At 33.1% G+C, this 19,488-nt stretch carries 21 protein-coding genes; 19 read left to right on the top strand and 2 right to left on the bottom strand.

The window, feature by feature from the left end:
• Positions 1-53 precede the first annotated feature (53 nt).
• A complete protein-coding gene (locus GM661_RS05615) occupies positions 54-1,127 on the top strand; it encodes a leucine-rich repeat domain-containing protein (protein WP_230869125.1) in 1,074 nt (357 codons plus the stop codon).
• A 235-nt stretch (positions 1,128-1,362) separates the two neighbouring features.
• On the opposite strand, the gene GM661_RS05620 is transcribed toward GM661_RS05615, so the two are convergent.
• Positions 1,363-1,815 (bottom strand): helix-turn-helix domain-containing protein, encoded by a 453-nt coding sequence (locus GM661_RS05620; RefSeq protein ID WP_230869126.1) that lies wholly within the window; start codon positions 1,813-1,815, stop codon positions 1,363-1,365.
• A gap of 312 nt (positions 1,816-2,127) precedes the next feature.
• On the opposite strand from GM661_RS05620, the gene GM661_RS05625 reads away from it, so the two are divergent.
• The 17 genes from GM661_RS05625 to GM661_RS05700 all read left to right on the top strand — a co-directional run bounded on the left by GM661_RS05625 (position 2,128) and on the right by GM661_RS05700 (position 16,638).
• The gene (locus tag GM661_RS05625) at positions 2,128-2,280 is read left to right on the top strand and encodes a hypothetical protein (RefSeq protein ID WP_230869127.1); all 153 of its coding nucleotides are present in this window, start codon (positions 2,128-2,130) and stop codon (positions 2,278-2,280) included.
• A gap of 97 nt (positions 2,281-2,377) precedes the next feature.
• Positions 2,378-3,568, top strand: coding sequence for a mandelate racemase/muconate lactonizing enzyme family protein (locus tag GM661_RS05630; protein ID WP_230869128.1), 1,191 nt, complete (start codon positions 2,378-2,380; stop codon positions 3,566-3,568).
• 331 nt (positions 3,569-3,899) lie between these two features.
• The gene (locus GM661_RS05635; protein ID WP_230869129.1) at positions 3,900-5,324 is read left to right on the top strand and encodes an APC family permease; all 1,425 of its coding nucleotides are present in this window, start codon (positions 3,900-3,902) and stop codon (positions 5,322-5,324) included.
• 575 nt (positions 5,325-5,899) lie between these two features.
• Entirely contained in the window at positions 5,900-6,631 is a 732-nt protein-coding gene (locus tag GM661_RS05640) for a glycerophosphodiester phosphodiesterase (protein WP_230869130.1), read from the top strand.
• A 71-nt stretch (positions 6,632-6,702) separates the two neighbouring features.
• Entirely contained in the window at positions 6,703-7,779 is a 1,077-nt protein-coding gene (locus GM661_RS05645; protein WP_407929644.1) for an ABC transporter ATP-binding protein, read from the top strand.
• Positions 7,780-8,652 (top strand): carbohydrate ABC transporter permease, encoded by an 873-nt coding sequence (locus GM661_RS05650; protein ID WP_230869132.1) that lies wholly within the window; start codon positions 7,780-7,782, stop codon positions 8,650-8,652.
• Positions 8,653-8,676: 24 nt separating this feature from the next.
• Positions 8,677-9,495, top strand: coding sequence for a carbohydrate ABC transporter permease (locus tag GM661_RS05655; protein ID WP_230869133.1), 819 nt, complete (start codon positions 8,677-8,679; stop codon positions 9,493-9,495).
• Positions 9,496-9,526: 31 nt separating this feature from the next.
• Positions 9,527-10,807, top strand: a complete 1,281-nt coding sequence (locus tag GM661_RS05660; protein WP_407929645.1) for an ABC transporter substrate-binding protein — start codon at positions 9,527-9,529, stop codon at positions 10,805-10,807.
• Positions 10,808-11,021: 214 nt separating this feature from the next.
• Positions 11,022-11,108, top strand: coding sequence for a DUF6997 domain-containing protein (locus GM661_RS19080; protein ID WP_407929646.1), 87 nt, complete (start codon positions 11,022-11,024; stop codon positions 11,106-11,108).
• Between the two features lie 108 nt (positions 11,109-11,216).
• Positions 11,217-11,921: an aspartate/glutamate racemase family protein gene (locus GM661_RS05665; protein ID WP_230869135.1), complete on the top strand. Its 705-nt coding sequence runs from the start codon at positions 11,217-11,219 to the stop codon at positions 11,919-11,921.
• Between the two features lie 19 nt (positions 11,922-11,940).
• Positions 11,941-12,258 (top strand): hypothetical protein, encoded by a 318-nt coding sequence (locus GM661_RS05670; protein ID WP_230869136.1) that lies wholly within the window; start codon positions 11,941-11,943, stop codon positions 12,256-12,258.
• A 115-nt stretch (positions 12,259-12,373) separates the two neighbouring features.
• Positions 12,374-12,517: a hypothetical protein gene (locus GM661_RS05675; RefSeq protein WP_230869137.1), complete on the top strand. Its 144-nt coding sequence runs from the start codon at positions 12,374-12,376 to the stop codon at positions 12,515-12,517.
• 444 nt (positions 12,518-12,961) lie between these two features.
• Positions 12,962-13,741 carry a threonine/serine exporter family protein gene (locus GM661_RS05680; RefSeq protein WP_230869138.1) on the top strand — a complete coding sequence of 260 codons (780 nt, stop codon included), beginning with the start codon at positions 12,962-12,964 and terminating at the stop codon, positions 13,739-13,741.
• On the top strand, positions 13,738-14,175 hold the full coding sequence (locus GM661_RS05685; RefSeq protein WP_230869139.1) for a threonine/serine exporter family protein: 438 nt from the start codon (positions 13,738-13,740) through the stop codon (positions 14,173-14,175). Before GM661_RS05680 ends, GM661_RS05685 begins: the two co-directional genes overlap by 4 nt.
• A gap of 602 nt (positions 14,176-14,777) precedes the next feature.
• Entirely contained in the window at positions 14,778-15,161 is a 384-nt protein-coding gene (locus tag GM661_RS05690) for a GntR family transcriptional regulator (protein WP_230869140.1), read from the top strand.
• Positions 15,162-15,175: 14 nt separating this feature from the next.
• Entirely contained in the window at positions 15,176-15,880 is a 705-nt protein-coding gene (locus tag GM661_RS05695; RefSeq protein ID WP_164522172.1) for an ABC transporter ATP-binding protein, read from the top strand.
• Positions 15,877-16,638, top strand: a complete 762-nt coding sequence (locus GM661_RS05700) for a hypothetical protein (protein WP_230869141.1) — start codon at positions 15,877-15,879, stop codon at positions 16,636-16,638. The genes GM661_RS05695 and GM661_RS05700 overlap by 4 nt, the downstream gene beginning before the upstream one ends.
• A gap of 358 nt (positions 16,639-16,996) precedes the next feature.
• Here the strand turns inward: GM661_RS05700 and GM661_RS05705 are convergent, their stop codons facing one another.
• Positions 16,997-17,818 carry a GH12 family glycosyl hydrolase domain-containing protein gene (locus GM661_RS05705; RefSeq protein WP_230869142.1) on the bottom strand — a complete coding sequence of 274 codons (822 nt, stop codon included), beginning with the start codon at positions 17,816-17,818 and terminating at the stop codon, positions 16,997-16,999.
• Positions 17,819-18,381: 563 nt separating this feature from the next.
• Between GM661_RS05705 and GM661_RS05710 the strand changes: the two genes are divergently transcribed.
• Positions 18,382-19,410: a TRAP transporter substrate-binding protein gene (locus GM661_RS05710; RefSeq protein ID WP_230869143.1), complete on the top strand. Its 1,029-nt coding sequence runs from the start codon at positions 18,382-18,384 to the stop codon at positions 19,408-19,410.
• Positions 19,411-19,488 lie beyond the last annotated feature (78 nt).

Raw genomic sequence — 19,488 nt, forward strand, 5'->3', positions numbered from 1 at the left:
AATTCTAAATGACTTTGAAAAAATATAAAATTTTTAATAGAAGGAGAAAGATAATGAAGTTAAAGGGACGATTGTTTTGGCTTTTTATTATAATTATAATTTTAATAGTTTGTTTTATTAGTTTAGATGTAGGGTTGGAAGTTCTGGGAATTAAACAAGAAGAAGTAATAAATTTTACAGATGGAAATTTAGAGCAGATAATTCGAAAGGAGCTTCAAAAAGACTCAGGAGTCATAACAATAAGTGAGGTTAAAGATATAAGAAAATTAGATGCCAGTGATAGTTCAATAACCTCCATAGAAGGGATTAAACACTTAACTAATTTAACTAAGTTAAATCTATCAAGAAATAAAATTGAAGATATTGATGAATTGAAGTATTTAACTAAATTAAGTAGCCTTGATTTAAGTGTTCTTCCCTTATATAAGGAGGGTGATTTAAGTCCATTATCTAAGCTAACAAATTTAAAGTCTTTGAAGCTCTCTAGAAATTATATTGCTGATTTAAGTTCATTACAGAATCTTACTAATTTAACTTATTTAAGACTTTGTTTTAATCAAATAAGTGATATCAGTCCACTAAGAAATCTTACTAATTTAACCGAGTTATATCTTCAAACTAATTACATTGAAAATATAGATCCGTTAGCAAATTTAACTAATTTAAGGATTTTAAATCTAGATATTGAAAATACAATAAATAATGTTGAAGTATTATTGAATTTAAATAAATTAGAAGAATTACATTTATCCAATGTGTATATTGCGAAAGAAGATATAGGGTTGTTGGGAAAACTTAAAAATCTAAATTTAACTGCCCTAAGTTTAGGAGGAAATAATATTGAAGATATAAGTCTACTAAAAGACTTTACTAATTTAATTTATTTAGCTCTTGACGGGAATGAGATAACAGATATATCTCCACTTATTCATATAAAAAAGCTGGAAACACTTTGTATAACCCAAAATAAAATAAAGGATATAGAACCTTTATTGGAGTTAAAAAACTTATCATATGTTGATTTAAGTGATAATGAATTTGATAAAAGCAAAGGTTCAGAAGCAATGAAAATAGTAAATAAATTAAGAGATAGGGGGTCAAAAGTTATTTTAGATTATGATTATTAAGTAGTGTACAGAAGTAAGGTAAAATTAATTAAATGTTGTATAATATTGCTTTAGAAAAAAGCATATATCTAAGAAAATTAGAGTGTCAATTAATTTTATAAATTTGTCCTAGCTTAATTATAAAAATATAAAGGTTGATTTTAATATTAGATAACCCTATTTCAACAAGAAAATTTCTGAAATAGGGTATTTTAATTTCAGGATAGTTATTTAGACTGAGAGAGTATAATATAAATTATTCTTCCAGCAATTCACTAAAAGACTTTCTTAACTGAATAATTATATAGCCCTGAGTATCTCGGTCAGCCTGCTGATAGGTTTCCAGTAGTGAATGTAATAAACGGTAAAATGTTGCTTTTTCCTTATTTTGATCTTGTAATTTATTTTCCATCAATTCCAAAAAAGCTTTTTCTGTTGCAGGAAGATCATTTATAAGATTAATTGCTTGCTCAAGAATTTCTTTATTATTTTTCTTCATAGGCCCTTTCCCTGTTTCCAACCATTTTTTATTAATGCCGAAAACAAGTGAAATAGCATTTAATAATTGACTTGTCGGATTACTATGTCCACTTTCTATTTGTCCTATTGTGGACCGTCCAAAAGAAATTTTATCTGCTAAATCCTGTTGGGTTAAATCATAAATTTTTCTTAATTGCTTGATATTACTTATTATTATGTCGTTATTCATAATTTGAGCTCCTTTATATAAAAAGAGGTAAAAATTTTCCTTGACAATGTTAAATATAAACAATATAATATAAATAAAGGAGGATTAAAGTTTATATTTAACAAAATGATTTGAATTAAAAAAAGCTAGAGTTATCCCTGGCTCTTTCTAAAATAGAAAGGAGGTATCCATCTATTAATCCAGGGTAAAAAGAGAACAGCCGCCAGCTGTTCTGTTAGCTTATTCCATTAATAATTATACCATATGGACAGGTTTTTGTAAATTTGTGGTAGGGGGTGTTTTGCTGGAGTATGGTTCCCGGGAGGGGTTGCTGTGCAAAGAGAAGAGAAATTGCAAGGTCTACCAGAATATCAACCGGGAGATAAGATCTACAAGTTGTTTAATCACGATATAGTAATAATAAGGGGAAAAGATGAGGAGTTTATCATTAAAATTGTCAAGTTGAAAAAGAATAGAAGTGTTTGACCTGGGGCCCTGGGCCGGGAATTTATTTTCTCGGTCCATTTCTTATGCCTAGAAAATATTCTGTTGGTTATTGTATTTAACAAAGGGGGTTTTTATTATGAAAATAACAAAGGTTGATGTAATGCAGGTAGTGACTACAGAGTCAGATGGTTCTGTACGAGAAGATTGGCGGCCGGTAATTTGCCGGATTTATACTGACGAAGGAATATATGGCGATGGTGAGGCAGCACTAGCTTACGGGATTGGGGCACCAGCGGCTTATGGAATGGTCAAGGATTTAGCCAGACTTATTATAGGGATGGATCCCTTAGACAATGAAGTTATTTGGGATAAACTATATAAAAGAACATTTTGGGGACAAAATGGCGGTCCGGTAGTATTTGCTGGTATATCAGCTTTAGATATTGCACTCTGGGATATTAAAGGAAAGTATTTTGATGTTCCCGTTTATAAAATTTTAGGCGGCAAACGTCGTGATAACTTGCGTACATATGCAAGTCAGCTGCAATTTGGCTGGGGGCCAGAATTTCAAGAACTAAGTAAAACTGAAGATTATGTTAAGGCCAGTAAAAAGGCGGTAGAAGAAGGTTATGATTGTATAAAAATAGACTTTTTCACTTATGACCGTGATGGTCGAGCTTTCACTGATGAAGATATGACTCGTTTACGTCCTCAATATTATATCAATCTGGTTGAGGAACGTATAGCAGCTGTTCGTGAAGCTATTGGTCCAGATGTTGATATAATTATGGAGAATCACTCTAATCCTGATGCTAATAGTGCAGTGCAGCTTGGTAGAGTAGCTCAACAATATAATATTTTTTATTTTGAAGAACCAAACACCCCTACACCCAAGAAAGCAAAATATATATGTGATAAGTTAGAAATGCCAATTGCACATGGAGAAAGAGTTTATTCCCGCTGGCAGTATGCACCATATTTTGAAAATCAGTCTGTTCAAGTTATCCAACCCGATCTTGGAAATACCGGTGGTCTGACTGAAGGCAAGAAAATTTGTGATATGGCCTATACTTATGATGTTTCTGTCCAGGCGCATGTCTGTGCAAGTCCAATCTCAACAGTTGCGGCATTGCATCTTGAAAGTGTGATACCAAACTTTGTGATTCATGAACACCATAGAATTAATCTTTGTGATTATAATAAAAAATTGTGTATACATGATTATCAACCTAAAGATGGTAAATATAAAGTGCCAGAACTACCAGGTTTAGGTAATGAGTTTTCGGAATTTGCCTTAACTCATTGTGAAAAAGTTACAGTTGAGTAAAGTCAACTAATTGTAGATTTATTGTGGATGAAGAATTTTAAAAAATAGTCTGGTTTAATCTCTGAACAATGTCAATTCAATAGTTTTATGTCTGAAATTGCTTATAAAATATTAAGATATTTATTATTTATCTAAGTACACAAAGAATTAAAGCATAGATCACTTTTTATATCATTGCTCAGGGATTAAACCTAAACTTAAATTAAATAAGAAATTCAATAAATTATGGATATGATGTTGCTAATAAAAAGTAAAGATATGCTTTATATATTTTATGCCAATATTAAGATTAAGTAAATTGTTATTAATTTAATTAAAAGGGGGAGATATAATGAGTATTAAAGTAATAGAAGAACCTGCACCTAAACCTGGGGTATTAAAAAAACCTGAATTATTTGCACTTTCAATTGGACAGGTTATTGGTGCTGGAGTCATAACACTTATAGTTCCCGCTATGAAAATGACGGGGTACTCTGCCTGGCTGGCCTATTTTATAGCTATTTTTTTTGGTTTTATTACCCTTGCACCTGTAGTTTTTGTAGCTTCAACTGTAAGGCTTGGTGGAGGTTTTTACTCACTTATCTGTGATATGGCAGGGCCTACAGTGTCAGGGATTTATGCCTTTGGTTATCTGGCGCAAACAATCTCACTTTCTTTATTTGGAGTAGCTGCCGCTGAATACATGAGTGATACTTTTCCAGTTTTTTCAGGTTCATTTTCAAAGATCGTAATTGGGATATTTTTGCTCACATTATTTTATTTAGTTAATTTGATGGGTATCAATATCATGGCTACAATACAGAAATATATGACCTGGCTCCTTATTGTTGCTTTATTAATGTTTACTGCTTTTGGCATAGCAAATATTAAGCTTCCAATTTTTGAATTTACTAACCCGGGTTTTCTGGCTAATGGTTGGATCCAATTTACAAAAGGCGGCCTGCTGGAAGCATTGAAAAGTGAGAGCGGGCTGTTGAAAGCTGGTTTTATTCCAGCTATATTGCTATATGTATATTCTACTCAGGGATATATGATGACCATTGCTTATGGTCGTGAATCCAAAAATGCTACTCATGATATTCCTTTTGCAATATTAATGTCAGTTCCTGCTTTGATTGTTTTGTATGTAGGTGTTGCGATTGCTGCAACTGGCAGTTTTTCGATTGCAGAATTTGGCAATTCAACTTCCCTTACTTATGCAGCAAAGGCTATCATGCCTAATTTTTTATTTTATGTTTTTATTATAGCTGGACCAATAATGTGTCTTTTATCAACTCTTAACTCTTCGTTTGCATTTAGTGCTATAACTATTGGTCAAAGCTGTGAAGATGGCTGGCTGCCTAAGAAATTTGGAGAAAGAAATAGCAGAGGTGCTCGCAAATATGTTTTAACATTTATGTATATAATTGGTGTTCTTCCGATTATATTTCAACTTCGAATTACAACGATTACTAACCTAATACAGCTGGTTGTAGCGGCACTAACTTTTTTATATTTTGTGGCCTATTTTAAAATGCCCAGAAAATATCCAGAAGCATGGAACAAATCACATCTTAATATTCCTAACTGGATATATTATACAATTGTTGTTATAAGTCTGCTAGCTAATTTAATAATATTTCTTAAGTCAATAATTAGCATCAGTTTCATACTTGCTATGAGTTTAATAGTAGCTCTGGCTATTGCTATAGCTATTGGAATATGGCGCTCTAGAACAGGAGATATTAATATTCACACTTCAGTCTGGGTTAAATAAAGAATAACTGATTTGGTATTGGTCCTTTAATACCTTGCTAATTCATATTTGATTTGACCTCTCCAAATTTAGCCTGGACAATTATGAATTTAATGGAATTCCTATATATTGTTGCAAAGTTATTATTTTTATTTCATAATCCAGATATGATTATAGATTTCTTTGAAATATAAGTATCTATAAAGGGGTATATTATGGATAGTCAAGCGTTAAAGAAAAAGATAGTATCCATATTTGAAACTGTCCACAGAGCATTTATTTCTGTTGGTGGAGGGTGGCTTGCCAGTTAATTGACAAATAAATTGTTATTTTAGGGGAAGATTATAAAAGTCTTCCTCTTTTTTTATTTAATAATATGATTTTACCATAAAACAAAATATAATCTTCCTTTGTGAGATTATAAAAACTTTAAATATTTGAATTTTAACAAAGTATTAACAGTTTATTAATATCGTTGAAATAAGAATCTGTTATTATACATATTAGTGCACAGAAATTAAGCAGATATGTAATTTTATATTCTATTTATCAACAAAGAATATTTTGCCTGGATAATACTTAGGAGGGAAGGAAATATGTTGAAATGCTGTGCTCACCGCGGTTATTCTTCCAGAGCGCCTGAAAATACTATGGCTGCTATAGAAATGGCCTTACATACATCAGGAATTACTGGAGTAGAGATTGATATTCAACTTACAAAAGACTTAGTTCCGGTAGTAATACATGATTTTTTTATTGATAGAACTACCAATGGACAAGGCTTTGTCAGAGATAAAGATTATCAACAATTAAGTAAATTTGATGCTGGCAGCTGGTTTAAAGCTGAATATAAAGGAGAGAAGATACCAGCGCTAGAGGAAGTATTACAGCTTTTTAAGGAAACAGAGAGTAAAGATGATTTAATAATAGAGATAAAGTCTGACGGACATGATTCTCCTGAAATTGAGAAGAGGGTAATTGAGCTGATAAAACAATTTAATTTGACCTCTCAGGTTTATATAAAATCATTCAATCATGAGATTATAAAATCTATTAATGAGATTGATCCAGGGTTTAACACTGGCTTATTGATAAGTGGTCGCTCTACACTAATACTGGAACAACTTGAGTATACTAGGGCTAGTTTTATATCTATTTCTCATTATTATCTAGACCAGAATATAATTGATCTGATGGAGAGTAATGGGATAGGAATCATGAGTTGGACTGTAAATAAAAGTAGCAATATTAATAGAATTACTGATCTGAGTGATAATATTGTAATAATTACTAATTATCCTGAAAAGGTTTTAGCTAGCAAAATTTAAGACGGTGCTTAATAGTAAAAAATCTGTAATAGAAGAGATATTTAAAGTTGAAAGAAAGGAGAAATTACAAATTGGCTAATATTATCTTGAAAAATGTAAGCAAGAAATATGGTAACAATACCATTATCAAAAATTTAAATCTTGAGATAGAGGATGGTTCATTTACAGTACTTGTAGGACCATCGGGATGTGGCAAGTCAACAATATTAAGAATGATTGCCGGTCTAGAGCAAGTAAATGGTGGAATCATATGCATTGGAAACAGGGAAGTAACAGATGTTCAGCCAGGCAAAAGGGAAATATCAATGGTATTTCAAAATTATGCGTTGTATCCTACTATGACGGTTAAACAGAATATAGAATTTGGTTTAAAGAATAAAAAGGTTGAGAGAAAAGACAGAGAAAAAGTGATCCAAGAAATATGTGAAATTGTTGGATTGTCAGAATGTTTAAATCGAAAACCCGCACATTTATCCGGAGGGCAAAGACAAAGAGTAGCTTTAGCGAGGGCTATGGTTAAAAAGCCTAAGGTATTTTTGATGGATGAGCCCTTATCTAACTTAGATGCAAAGCTTAGAATTCAAATGAGGACTGAACTTATTCAATTACATAAAAGGTTAGGAACGACTTTTCTATATGTTACCCATGATCAGGTAGAGGCTATGTCTATGGGAGACAAGATAGTGGTAATGAACGAAGGAGAAATTAAGCAAGCAGCTAATCCCGTTGAGCTATATAGAGAGCCTGAGAATTTATTTACAGCACAATTTGTTGGAGCGCCACCAATGAACATTATAACATTTGAAAATCCTTCACACGGTTTTACAAGAATTGGGTTTAGACCTGAAAAATCAATTATATCCCAGGATAAATCTGATAATAGTTTTTCTATTCAGGGCAAGATTGTTACGAGGGAGATATTAGGATCAGAAACTATATATCATATTAAAACTAATTTTGGGGGAATAAATGTAAAGTCATATTCTGAAGTTTTTAATGAAAATATAGATATATTTGTAAATATAGATTATTCTAATATTTATTTCTTTGATGAAGAAGGAAAGCGTCTGCAGGGCCGCAATGAGCTATTCTCTATACTTAAAAATAAAGAAAATTGTTTAAAGACAAATATGAGAGGGGTAGGGTAGATGATTCGCCTGAGCAAACTAAAACCCTACGTTATGGTTGCACCAGCTTTGAGCTTTTTTCTTATGTTTTTTATATATCCAATATTTTATATGATTCGCTTAAGCGTTACTTCGTGGAATTTTATTAGCCCCCAAAAGGAATTTATAGGGTTTAATAATTATATAGAGCTGTTTACATCGGAAGAGTTTTATCAAGTTTTGTATAATACTCTGATTTATACGGTTTTAACCGTTGGTTTTTCTTTAGTATTAGCAGTACTTTTAGCATTGTGGCTGAATAAGCAGGGTACATTATATAACATTGTTCAAGGTGCAATTTTCAGTCCCTATATTATTTCATTAGTATCAGTAGCTTTGCTCTGGCTATGGATGATGGATCCTCAATATGGATTGCTCAATGTAGTTCTTGAACTAATGGGTTTGCCTAAATCCCTTTGGTTAACTCATCCCAATACAGCGTTATTTTCTTTGGTTATTGTAGGTGTATGGAAAGTTCTTGGATATAATACCTTAATTGTAATGGCTGGACTTCAAAGTATCCCAAAGGATATTTATGAAGCAGCGGAGTTAGATGAATCTAACAAGTGGACAACTTTTTATAAAATTACTCTGCCGATGCTTTCACCGACAATATTTTTCTTGTTAATAGTAAGCACCATATCATCATTTCAGGTATTTGATACTGTGCAGGTTATGACGCAGGGGGGGCCTATTAATTCCACCAACATGCTGGTTTATTATATTTTTCAATATGGATTTGATTTCTTTAAAATAGGATATGCTTCAGCTGCAGGAGTAGTTTTGTTAGTAATTGTAGGCATAATGACGATATTTCATTTCATGTTTTTATCTAAACATGTTTACTACAGATAGGAAAGAAAGAAGGAGCGACTGACGTTGAAAAAGATTTTATATGTATTGGATAAGTTAGCCCTGATACTTTTGGCGTTGATATTTGTATTTCCATTTGTATGGATGGTATCTACATCTTTTAAATCTTTGCAGGAGGTTTTGATTTTTCCTCCTAAGTGGATACCAGACAAATTAATGTTTCAAAATTTTGTTAAGGCCTGGTCATCGGGGCCATTTGTAACCTATTTTATAAATAGTGTATTGGTTTCAGTAAGTATATTAGCCCTTCAATTTGCAACGATGGTTCCTGCTGCATATGCCTTTGCAAGATACAAATTTAAAGGCTATAAGCTTGTATTTGGTATAACAATTGCTGCATTGATGATTCCTCCACAGATCACTTTTTTACCGGTTTATTTACAGATGAGTGCCTGGAGTGCATTAAAAACACATATTCCACTTATTATTCCATTCGGAGCAAGTGCATTTGGTATTTTTCTTTTAAGACAGTCTTTTATGCAGGTACCCGATGAAATCATTGAAGCTGCAAAGCTGGATGATGCCAGCGAATGGAAGATTATGTGGAATATAATGGTACCAATGGCCAGGCCTGTGTTTATTACATTTGGGTTATTTAGTTTTATATACCATTGGAATGATTACTTTTGGCCGTTAGTTATGACAAATAGTGAAGCTATTAGAACCTTACCCATAGGAATTGCAATGTTAAAGGATGCTGAAGGGGGGATTAATTGGAACATCGTGATGGCAGGAAATATGATTCTTGTTGCGCCTATTTTGCTTGTGTTTTTCTTTGCCCGAAGGCAGATTATTAAAGCCTTTGTTTATTCAGGAATTAAATAATAATTGTTAACTGGGAGGTACTTATAAAATGATTTATAAAATGAAAAGATTATTAACAATTTGTTTGTGCTTTATGATGGTAGTATTATTGGCAGCATGTGGTAATCAGACAAATGAAACAGAGACAAATAGTCCAGAGGAAATAGAGTTTTGGTATTCATTAGGTGGTAAAAGTGGAAAGATTATTGAAGGAATGGTAGAAGATTTTAATAAGTCTCAAGATGAAATCGTAGTAAAGGCAACTTATCAAGGTGATTATTATGCAAACCATGCAAAGGTACTTTCTGCTTTAGCTTCTGGAACACAACCTGATGTTACGATGATTGAGATTGCTTCTATAGGTACTTTTGCAGAAAATGGAGCTTTAGAAGACCTTGGCCCTTATGCTGATGGCAAGAGTGGATTGGATCTAAATGAATTTATTCCCGGTTTAATGGGGAATTCTTACTGGAAAGATACATTATATGCCATTCCATTTAATAGAAGCACACCATTATTATACGTCAATAAAGATATGTTGAGCAATGCAAATCTTGATCCGGCCGGACCAAAAACTTGGGATGAGCTTAGAGAATATGCACGTAAGCTGACTAAAAATGGAGAAGTATATGGATTTTCTACTCCAATAGATATTTGGTTCTATGAGGCTTTGGTCTTTGAAAACGGTGGTAAAATCCTAACTGATGATGGAACAAAGCCGGCCTTCAACTCTCAGAAAGGCATAGAGCCAGTTGTGTTCTGGAAGGATATGATTGAAGAAGGAGTTATGAGAATGCCTCCAGGAGAAAAATACAACGCATGGGATGTTGCTGTCCAGGATTTTATTAATCAAAAAGTTGCTATGATTTTTACATCAACCGGTAGTTTGAACAATCTTATTTCTCAAGCCCGATTTGAAGTAGGGACTGCATTTTTACCAGCTAAAAAAGAGTACGGTGTACCTACTGGCGGTACTAACCTGGTAATTCTTTCAAAATCATCTGCTGATGAGAAAAAAGCAGCCTGGGAATTCATAAAATATATGACGGACAAGGATCAAACTATAAATTGGAGTAAGGGCACTGGATATATGCCGGTAAAAGTTTCAGCAGTAAATAGCGAAGAAATGAAAAAGCTTTATGAAGAAAAGCCTCAATTCAAGGTGGCAATTGACCAGTTAGAGTATGCAAAGCCGCGTCCTATGGTTCCGGGATATAAGGAGTTACAGGAAATCATTATGACTGAAATACAAAGAGCAGTTATAGATGATAACGTATCTGTGCAAGAAGCTTTAGACAATGCTGCTAAAAAAGCGGAAAAATTATTAAAATAAAGAGAGGAACATAAAATAGAATAGTTGTGGAAAGCAGATAGCCGTTAATCTTAAAATATTAAATCCGGCTATCTGCTTTTGCATTGTGTAAAAATCAATAGGAAATGAATAGTTATGGCAACTTTTGATTCGATGAGGTTTTACTAGGTTTTAAGAAAGCACCTGTTTTGGATATATGAAATATACCGGATTTAAATCCTGAAGCCAATGTGAAATAGATGGTGGATATGAAGGAATTAACAAAATTATGTTAATTGAGGCTAAAAATTCTATGTCTGATGATTTTTTAATTGCAAGTTGAAATTAATTTGTAAAATAATTATAATTGAAGTAAGTTCTCAGGAAAGGGTAAAATTCTCTATCTATTTAGCAAAACCAGCAGATTCAAAAACTTAGGAGGGAACATTAAATGAAAACAATAGGTTTAATTGGTGGAATGAGTTGGGAATCATCACTTGAATATTATCGGATTATAAATGAGGCTGTCAAGAAAAAATTGGGGGAACCACACTCCTGTAAAAGTGTAATGTATTCAGTTGATTTTGCAGAATATGAAAAATTACAGCATAAGGGGAAATGGGAGCTATTAACGAGTAAGATGATTGATGTTGCAAGAAAATTAGAAAAAGCAGGAGTAGATTTAATATTAATATGTACAAATACAATGCATAAAATGGCTGCAGATGTTCAAAAAAGTATAACAGTTCCTTTATTACATATAGCTGATGCAGCTGCTGAAGAAATTAAGGCTAAAAATATGAATAAAGTTGGTCTTTTGGGAACTAAGTTTACTATGGAGGAAAATTTTTATAAAGAAAGATTAAAAGAAAAATATGGAATAGATGTTGTTATACCTGATGCCCAAGAAAGGGAAGTTGTCCATAATGTCATTTATAAAGAATTGATATCAGGAATTATAAAAGAAGAGTCTAGAGATAAATTTAGAAAAATAATAAAAAATCTCAAGAAAAATGGTGGAGAAGGAGTTATTTTAGGCTGTACAGAAATTCCATTGCTAATAAAGAATGAAGACAGTGAGATTCCGATCTTTGATACTACAATGCTACATGCCAAAAAAGCTGTTGATTTTGCATTAGAACAAAATAATTTATAATATAAGAGGTGTATGAATAATGATATCAAGAACATGGCATGGTATAGTGCCAATTCATATGAAGGATGCATTTGAAAAATATGAATATGAAACAGGTGTAAAAGATACTATAGCATTAAAAGGAAACAGAGGGGCCTATTTGAAAATTGTTGAACAAGGGGAATATGCTCATTTCTTCCTATGCACAAAATGGGATTCAATGGAAAGTGTTAGAGCATATGCAAGTGATAATCCAACACTTGCTGTGACATATCCAGAAGATGATAAATATGGACTGATATCAGACCCCATTGTAATTATACAAGATGTTTTAGATGATAAGAATCCTTTTCTATGATTTATTGCCTTTGAAACAGCAGAGAAAAATAATGCCCGACTAAAAGGCTTGTTGGGGTATTAAGCCAGTATCATGATCAACTTGGTCAAGTAATATAAAAGATCTACCTGTAAACATGAGTGCAGCCAGTAGTTCTCCCAGATTAATTACTGAGCTGGAATGGTTTTTTTCTACTCAAGAATTATGTCAATTAATATATGATTTGCGGGATGCAGATGAAATAAGGATTAATCCGGGGCTGGCAGTAAAGATTGGATGATTGATCCTAGCCAGTTCAAGCTGATGAGTAATATAATTATCAATCTCATCTTTATTCAGAGGAGCGAGAAATGTTAAATAATAAGGTATGAGGCGAAAGTGAGAGAAATGAAAAAATAATAATTGCTATTTAATATAGTTTGGAGCCAATTTAATCATTCTTCTGAATGAAATATAGTAGGTAGAGTAAAGGAGGAAATAAATATTGTGGATTATTGTTCCATCCAAATTTATTTATCAAGGCAGCCGGCCTAAGGTTCAGGCTATATAGTCGGCTGCTTGTCCAATTACGCTAGGGGGCGTAACAACACTTTCTAAAACATAAAATAATTCGTGTAAAAGCTCACCTGGTACTGGTACATGATGCATTTTAATATAGAATATATACTATAATTATGTTAATATTATAACAGAGTTATTTTCTAAAGATTTTAAGAGGTGGATTATGATATCAGTTAAGAACAAGAAAATTCAATTTGCTTTAAAAGTGGGAGAGATATTGCTAAAAAACGGAGCTGAAACCAACCGGGTTGAACGGATCGTTAAGGATATATTAATAGCAAAAAACGTGGCTGAGGTGGAAGTTTTTGCAACACCAACAGTAATCATGTTAAATGTTAGAGAAGGAGAACTGGATGATACTATTACTTTGATCAGAAGAATTTATGATCGGGGTATTAGATTAGATAAGGTTGCTCTGGTCTGGAAACTGGCCTTGTTATTTATTGCAGGTGATCAGAGTGATGATCAGTTCTTTGATGAATTAGTAGAGATAATTAACCTGGCTCCATATATCTTTTTGGTTAGAATTTTAGCGACTGGGCTAATGTCGGCCTTTTTTACAATTATGTTTCAGGGAAATCAAACAGATTTCTGGGTAGCGGCTGTGGTTGGGGGAATGCTGGGAGTTATTGATTATGGATTTAGACAGTTGCCTCTCTCAGATTTTATTATTAAACTATTGGATTCAAGTTTGATTACAGTTGTAACACTGCTTTTAAGTATGGAAGTTACAACACTGCATATAGATAAGGTTATCTTTGCGGCTATCATGCCGCTGGTACCAGGTGTAGCGATTACCAATGCAGTTCTTGATATTATTAGAGGAGATCTGTTAGCTGGTCTTTCCAGGGGAATTGAGGCTGTCTTTGTAGCAGTATCTATTGCTACTGGTGTCGGTATCACACTTAAATTAGGGGCCTTGCTGGGGGTAGTGTATTTGTGATTATTCAATTTATTAGTGCCTTTATGGCTACATTATTTTTTGCTATAATCCTGAATATTTTTAGGGAGGAATTGTTTTATTGCAGCTTGATTGGGGGATTGGGCTGGATTGTTTTTCTGTTTATTAAAGATTACAGCGGTTCTATTATTTTAGCTAGCTTTATCTCTGCTTTAATGATTAGTTCTCTGGCAAGATTATTATCTTATCTCAGGAATTTACCTGAGACTAATTACTTGATTCCTGGTATAGTTGCAATTGTTCCTGGTGCTGGTATGTATCAGACTATGTCAGCTATGATTTATGGAGACCTTAAGTCAATGGTTTATTATGGTCTGCAGACTATTCAGGTTGCTGGTGTTATAGCAATTGCTGTGGTAATTATCTCTGCTATAAAATCCAAAAGAAAAACAGCTGGGAGCAGCAATAAGTATTAAAGAAAATGCTAGCTTTGTAACCGTTAATTGGAGATAATTTGCGAGATGTTGTAGGAGAAATTAAGGCTTCCTATTTTTTCGTGGTCTAGATTACCAGCTATTGATAATCGTTGTTGGAGAGTGTCAAGCATTACTTTTGAATTCTGATGACTTTTTGACTGATAAATTTACAGAATATTATGCTATTAAAGAATATCTTTCAGTACCTTCAGACTGCATCAACAAGAAATATAGACCAGATAGATGAAATTAAAAAATTTCAAGGAAAACAATATAGTTTATTACTAACTTTGCATTAATTTCAAAAATAGTATTGACAGAATAAAGAAAATTCGATATAATCATAGTGCAATAGTAAACTAGTTCACTATTTAATAGAAGATGATTATTTTGAAGAAATGGAAGAGAGAGATAAAACGAAACATAAAGGAAGGGTATTAACTGGTTTTATATTAGTATTAAGTTTGGTTTTTATTATAATGGTTGTATTGGCAGCTAAAGACTTACAGGAAGTTAACCGAGGTAATGAAAAAGTATGTAATTGTTAATAACTTTAAAATTGACAAAATATGAGTTATTTATTGATTGAGAGAGGGTTAATAATGAACATAAATTTTGATGCATCAAAACCAATCTATGAACAAATTATAGATCAAATTAAACAGATGCTAGTCAGAGGCGAATTAAATCCAGGAGATAAGCTTCCTTCTCAAAGGGATATGGCTAAAAAAATTGAGGTGAATCCTAATACTATTCAGCGAGCCTACCGGGAGATGGAGACACTGGAACTGGTCGAAACACAGAGGGGAAGGGGAACTTTTATCAAGGAGGATAAAAACATGGTGCTTGAAATAAAAAAAGAAATGGCCAGAAATGCTACCTTCAGGTTTCTCCAGGAAATGACGGCAATTGGTTTTTCTACTGAAGAAATTATTAATCTGGTAGAAAAGGGGCTTATCAATTTTAAAGTTAATAAAGAGAATTAAAGGGGGTTTTTATATTGATAGATGGAAATGCTGTAGAAATAAAAAATCTTGTAAAAAAATATCCTGGGGTTGAAGCATTACAGGGGGTAGATATAAATTTTCCTGCTGGAAGAATTACTGGGTTAATTGGTCCTAATGGTAGTGGAAAATCTACAATCTTGAAATCAATAGTAGGTCTAGTTAAGCCATCCAGAGGAGAGCTGCTGGTCTTTGGGCAAAAACTAGATCGACGGCTAAAAGAGAAGGTTGCTTTTCTACCTGAAATAAATCATTTATATAAAAACATGAAGATAGTTCAGATTATTGATTTTTTTCAAAGTCAGTTTTCAACCTTTGAGAGGAAAAGGGCTTTGGAAATTCTAGACTTTATGAATTTAAAACCAGAAATGAGAATCAAGAGTCTTTCAAAGGGAATGGCAGGAAGGGTTAAACTTGTGTTGACAATGGCCAGAAATGTCCCCTTAATTGTTATGGATGAACCTCTGGCAGGGATTGACCCTCAATCCAGAGCTAGAATATTAGAAGGGTTAATTAATGAATACGATGCAGAGAAGCAGACTATTATTCTGTCAACACATGAGGTTTTGGAAGCAGAAAGATTTTTCGATTATGTAGTTTTTCTGGAATATGGTACTGTGAAATTGCAGGGAAATGCTGATGACTTAAGAAGTGAACATGGAATGTCTATTCAGGACCTAGTGAAGGAGGTATTTATATGAAAGCCTGGTGGAAACTTTATAAAAAAGAAATCTATAATATCTCATTTTTTATGCTGGTATCATTATTAATAACCTTATCCTGGGAATTGTTCTTGTTTTATAAAATTCATTCCTGGCCTTTAGGAATGCCATTTGGCTTAAGTTTCCTACCATTTAGTATTTTCCCATTACTGGTATTATGGCTTGGCTATAATTCCTTTCGTCAGGAATGGAAAGATGACACGATCTATTTAACCTTATCGCTGCCAAAGGCAGGCTGGCAGATAAATCTAGCTAAGTTAACTGCGAGCATGACTTTTTATCTAGCAATTGTAATTCTAACCACCCTGATGATTTATCTCTTTCAGCAGGGATTTATTATTACTATTCTTCAGGGCTCACCTGATCCTATTGTTATTTCCTGGATAAATAGTACTATCTTAAAGATTTGCTTTGTATATTGGATTAGTGGAATAGGTATATTTATAATAAGCCAGTTTTCTCAACTGATTAGCCTTTTTTTTGATAGATTTCGGGGGTTGATTTCTATTGTAGTATTTATTCTAAGTAATTATCTTTTATTCAGGTTGTCCATATTTTTAGCACCTCTTTTAAAATTCTTACCTGATATACAGGTTGATGTTATTAAAGAATTAAATGGAAGTCTAAATTGTATACCTATCTATCTGGATAGTGGGCTGATTATAGCCGTTGCAATCATCACTATGGGTTTCTTTTTTGGAGGCTCCTGGTTATTAGAAAATTATCTGGAAGTATAGGTGAGGGTATCAATAAGTTATTTGAATTATTTACAGGCATTCTGTGATCTATGAATGCCTGTTTTTCTTTTATGTTTAAATCAAAAATGGCGTTTGCTATTATTTATCCACTAAATCATTTTGGTAAGCGAGTTAGAGTTTATGTTTTAGATATAAATAACGAATTATTAGAAAGCTCTAAAGGATTGAGCAGAAGTAAAGTTAAAAAATACAAAAATTTATAAATACTTATCCAAGAATGAAAAATGAATAAATCGATATTAGTATTAATTTTGAGATGGGTTTTTTAGAGTCGTTCAGTAAAGTTTGCCTCTATTATCTTTGATTTAATTCAAATAATTCTCATTTTTTACTATTTTTATTGTTTATTTTTAATAACAATCGCATAATTACTGATTTCTGTGATTCCCTTTCCGGTGACAATTTCATTTCCAAGTTCGATACTAGTGATATAATTTGCGCTTGTTAATATTTCTTGATCGATGAGATAATCAATGAAAGCGCTGATATCCAGTGGCCCTTTGAAGATTGATTTTCGAGGGGAAAACGCAATATAAGTCCAAATATTGGCGTTTGCTCCCGAATCGTCACCATGACTGTTTTTTACATAAACATCGAAAACGTGCCCACTAACCGTAATAGTCTCTTTCCTTTGGCCCGCGGGTGTCATATTATGATTGACATTCCAGATCATGATTTCATGGCTGATGGTTTTTTTCGGATTAGCAGGATCGGTGATTGCCCACAGTGAAAAAGCCATATTATAAGTACCGGTAGCTTGTATCTTAATATCAAAATCAGCAGTCACTTGCTTAGAACCGGCTTTAAATGGAAAGTCTGCCACCAGTCCCAGTGACTTGTCCCAAGGCTTATCGCCATAAATAACCTCTGGATAAGCAACTACATTAACACTATACGGCCATTGCCATTGCCAGCCAATTGCTGGTTTGCCATTGATGTTCTCTTGAAAGATTCTTTGCTGGTAAACGCCGGAGGCAGCCTCTTTATTCCAGACGTTATTCATTAAAAAGTAATCGTCATTCAGCATGATCATTCCCCAATCAGCCGTATTTTCCTGAATAGTGGTGCCGCTTTGCGGAAAATTTGAAGCCGCCAGGCAATTGCCGACCAGAATAAATAATAAAACTGCCAATAAACATTGTAACCATACTTTTTTCAATTGAAACCCTCCCTATTATCTTTGATTTTCATAAAACATCTCACTCAATCTCAGTTTTCACAATTCAACTGAAATGCCCTTGTTGTTAAGACACAAATTCAAAAAATTTTAGTGAGTATAATTTCCTCCTTGTGTTTAGATTGATTTGTCATTAAAAAATCCCCCTTCTATATTTATTCTTCTTAATTATACCAGTTATTAGAAGGAATTCAAACAAAAATTGGTATAAAATGTTTTCAAAGATTTAAAACCCCCACATTTAGAAATATTTGTGGGGGTTTTTGACATTTACATATGAATTCAGGTTAAAATATTTAAAGGAGAATAAAGTGATATCAAATTAAATGTAAGGTTTTTCTGTATGTGCGACATAAATAGCTATTAATTTATAAAATATGACATTAAACAACAACAAAAACATTGACAAATAAATTTATATAGGTTATAATGTTACAAATAAGACAATAACATAACATATACATTACATGAAAAGAGAGTCATATGCATATTTGTACAAACTATGTTGTTGCTTTATTAAACCTAATACAAAGGGGTTTTGTTAAATGAATAAATTAAAACTATTTCTTATTACTGGTTTAATTGTGGGTTTTATTTTTATCACTGGGGTAGTAAATGCTGGAGATGTCTATGTAATGAAATTTGCTTTCCAGATGGCTAATGATATCTATGGAACAAATGAGGCCAGTTTTGCTAATGCTTTTAAAGGTCATGTAGAGTCTGCCTCAAACGGACGTATTAAAGTTGAATTATATCCTGGTGGTGTAATGGGGAAGGAAAGGGAGAATTTTGTTAATGTAAAAAATAACGTAATTCAGGCTACCCTTTCATCTGTAGGAGGAATAGCTCAGTTTTATAAACCGATTACAGTTGTTGATATTCCTTTTGCTTTCAAGACACATAATATTGCCTGGCAGGTTTATGACGGCTGGTTTGGAGATGAGCTTAGAGCAGATATATTGGATAAAACTGGTGTGCGTTGTCTGGTAACAACAGAAACAGGGGGATTCTTTGCTTTTACAAATAATAAACATGAGGTGAAAACCCCTGAGGATATGAAAGGACTTAAATATAGGACAATGGAAAATCAGGGGCACATAAAGATGATCTCTTTATTAGGTGGGTCAGCTGTACCAATTGCCTGGTTAGAGTTATATACTTCCTTGCAAACTGGTGTTATTGATGGACAGATGAATCCACTGCCCACCATTTTAAGTGGAAAATTAGAAGAAGTACAGAAATATGTTACTTTGACTAATCATTTATATGGAACTGACTGGTTTATGGTAAACAACGACTGGTTTGAATCACTTCCAGAAGATTTACAAAAGATAGTGAAAGATGCTGCAGAAGTAGCTAACATAGCTGACCGTGGGGCCCAGCGATTACTGGATGTTCAGGCTATACAAAAGCTTAAAGAAGCAGGTTTACAGATTTATACACCTACTGTAGAAGAGAAGGAAATGTTTAGAAATAAAGTGCAGGATGGTTATATTGACTGGTTAAGTCAGGAAGTTGACCAGCAGTGGATTGATAAGTTTTTAAAGGCAGTGGATGAGGCAGAATCTGAGTAAGCTAAGCCAATATTTGAAGAATTCAATTTAAAAGGCTGAGGCTTAAATGGCCTTGGCCTTTATTAATGAGGTGTAAAT

Origin of the sequence: Iocasia fonsfrigidae, from assembly GCF_017751145.1 — a bacterium.
Lineage (GTDB): Bacteria > Bacillota > Halanaerobiia > Halanaerobiales > DTU029 > Iocasia > Iocasia fonsfrigidae.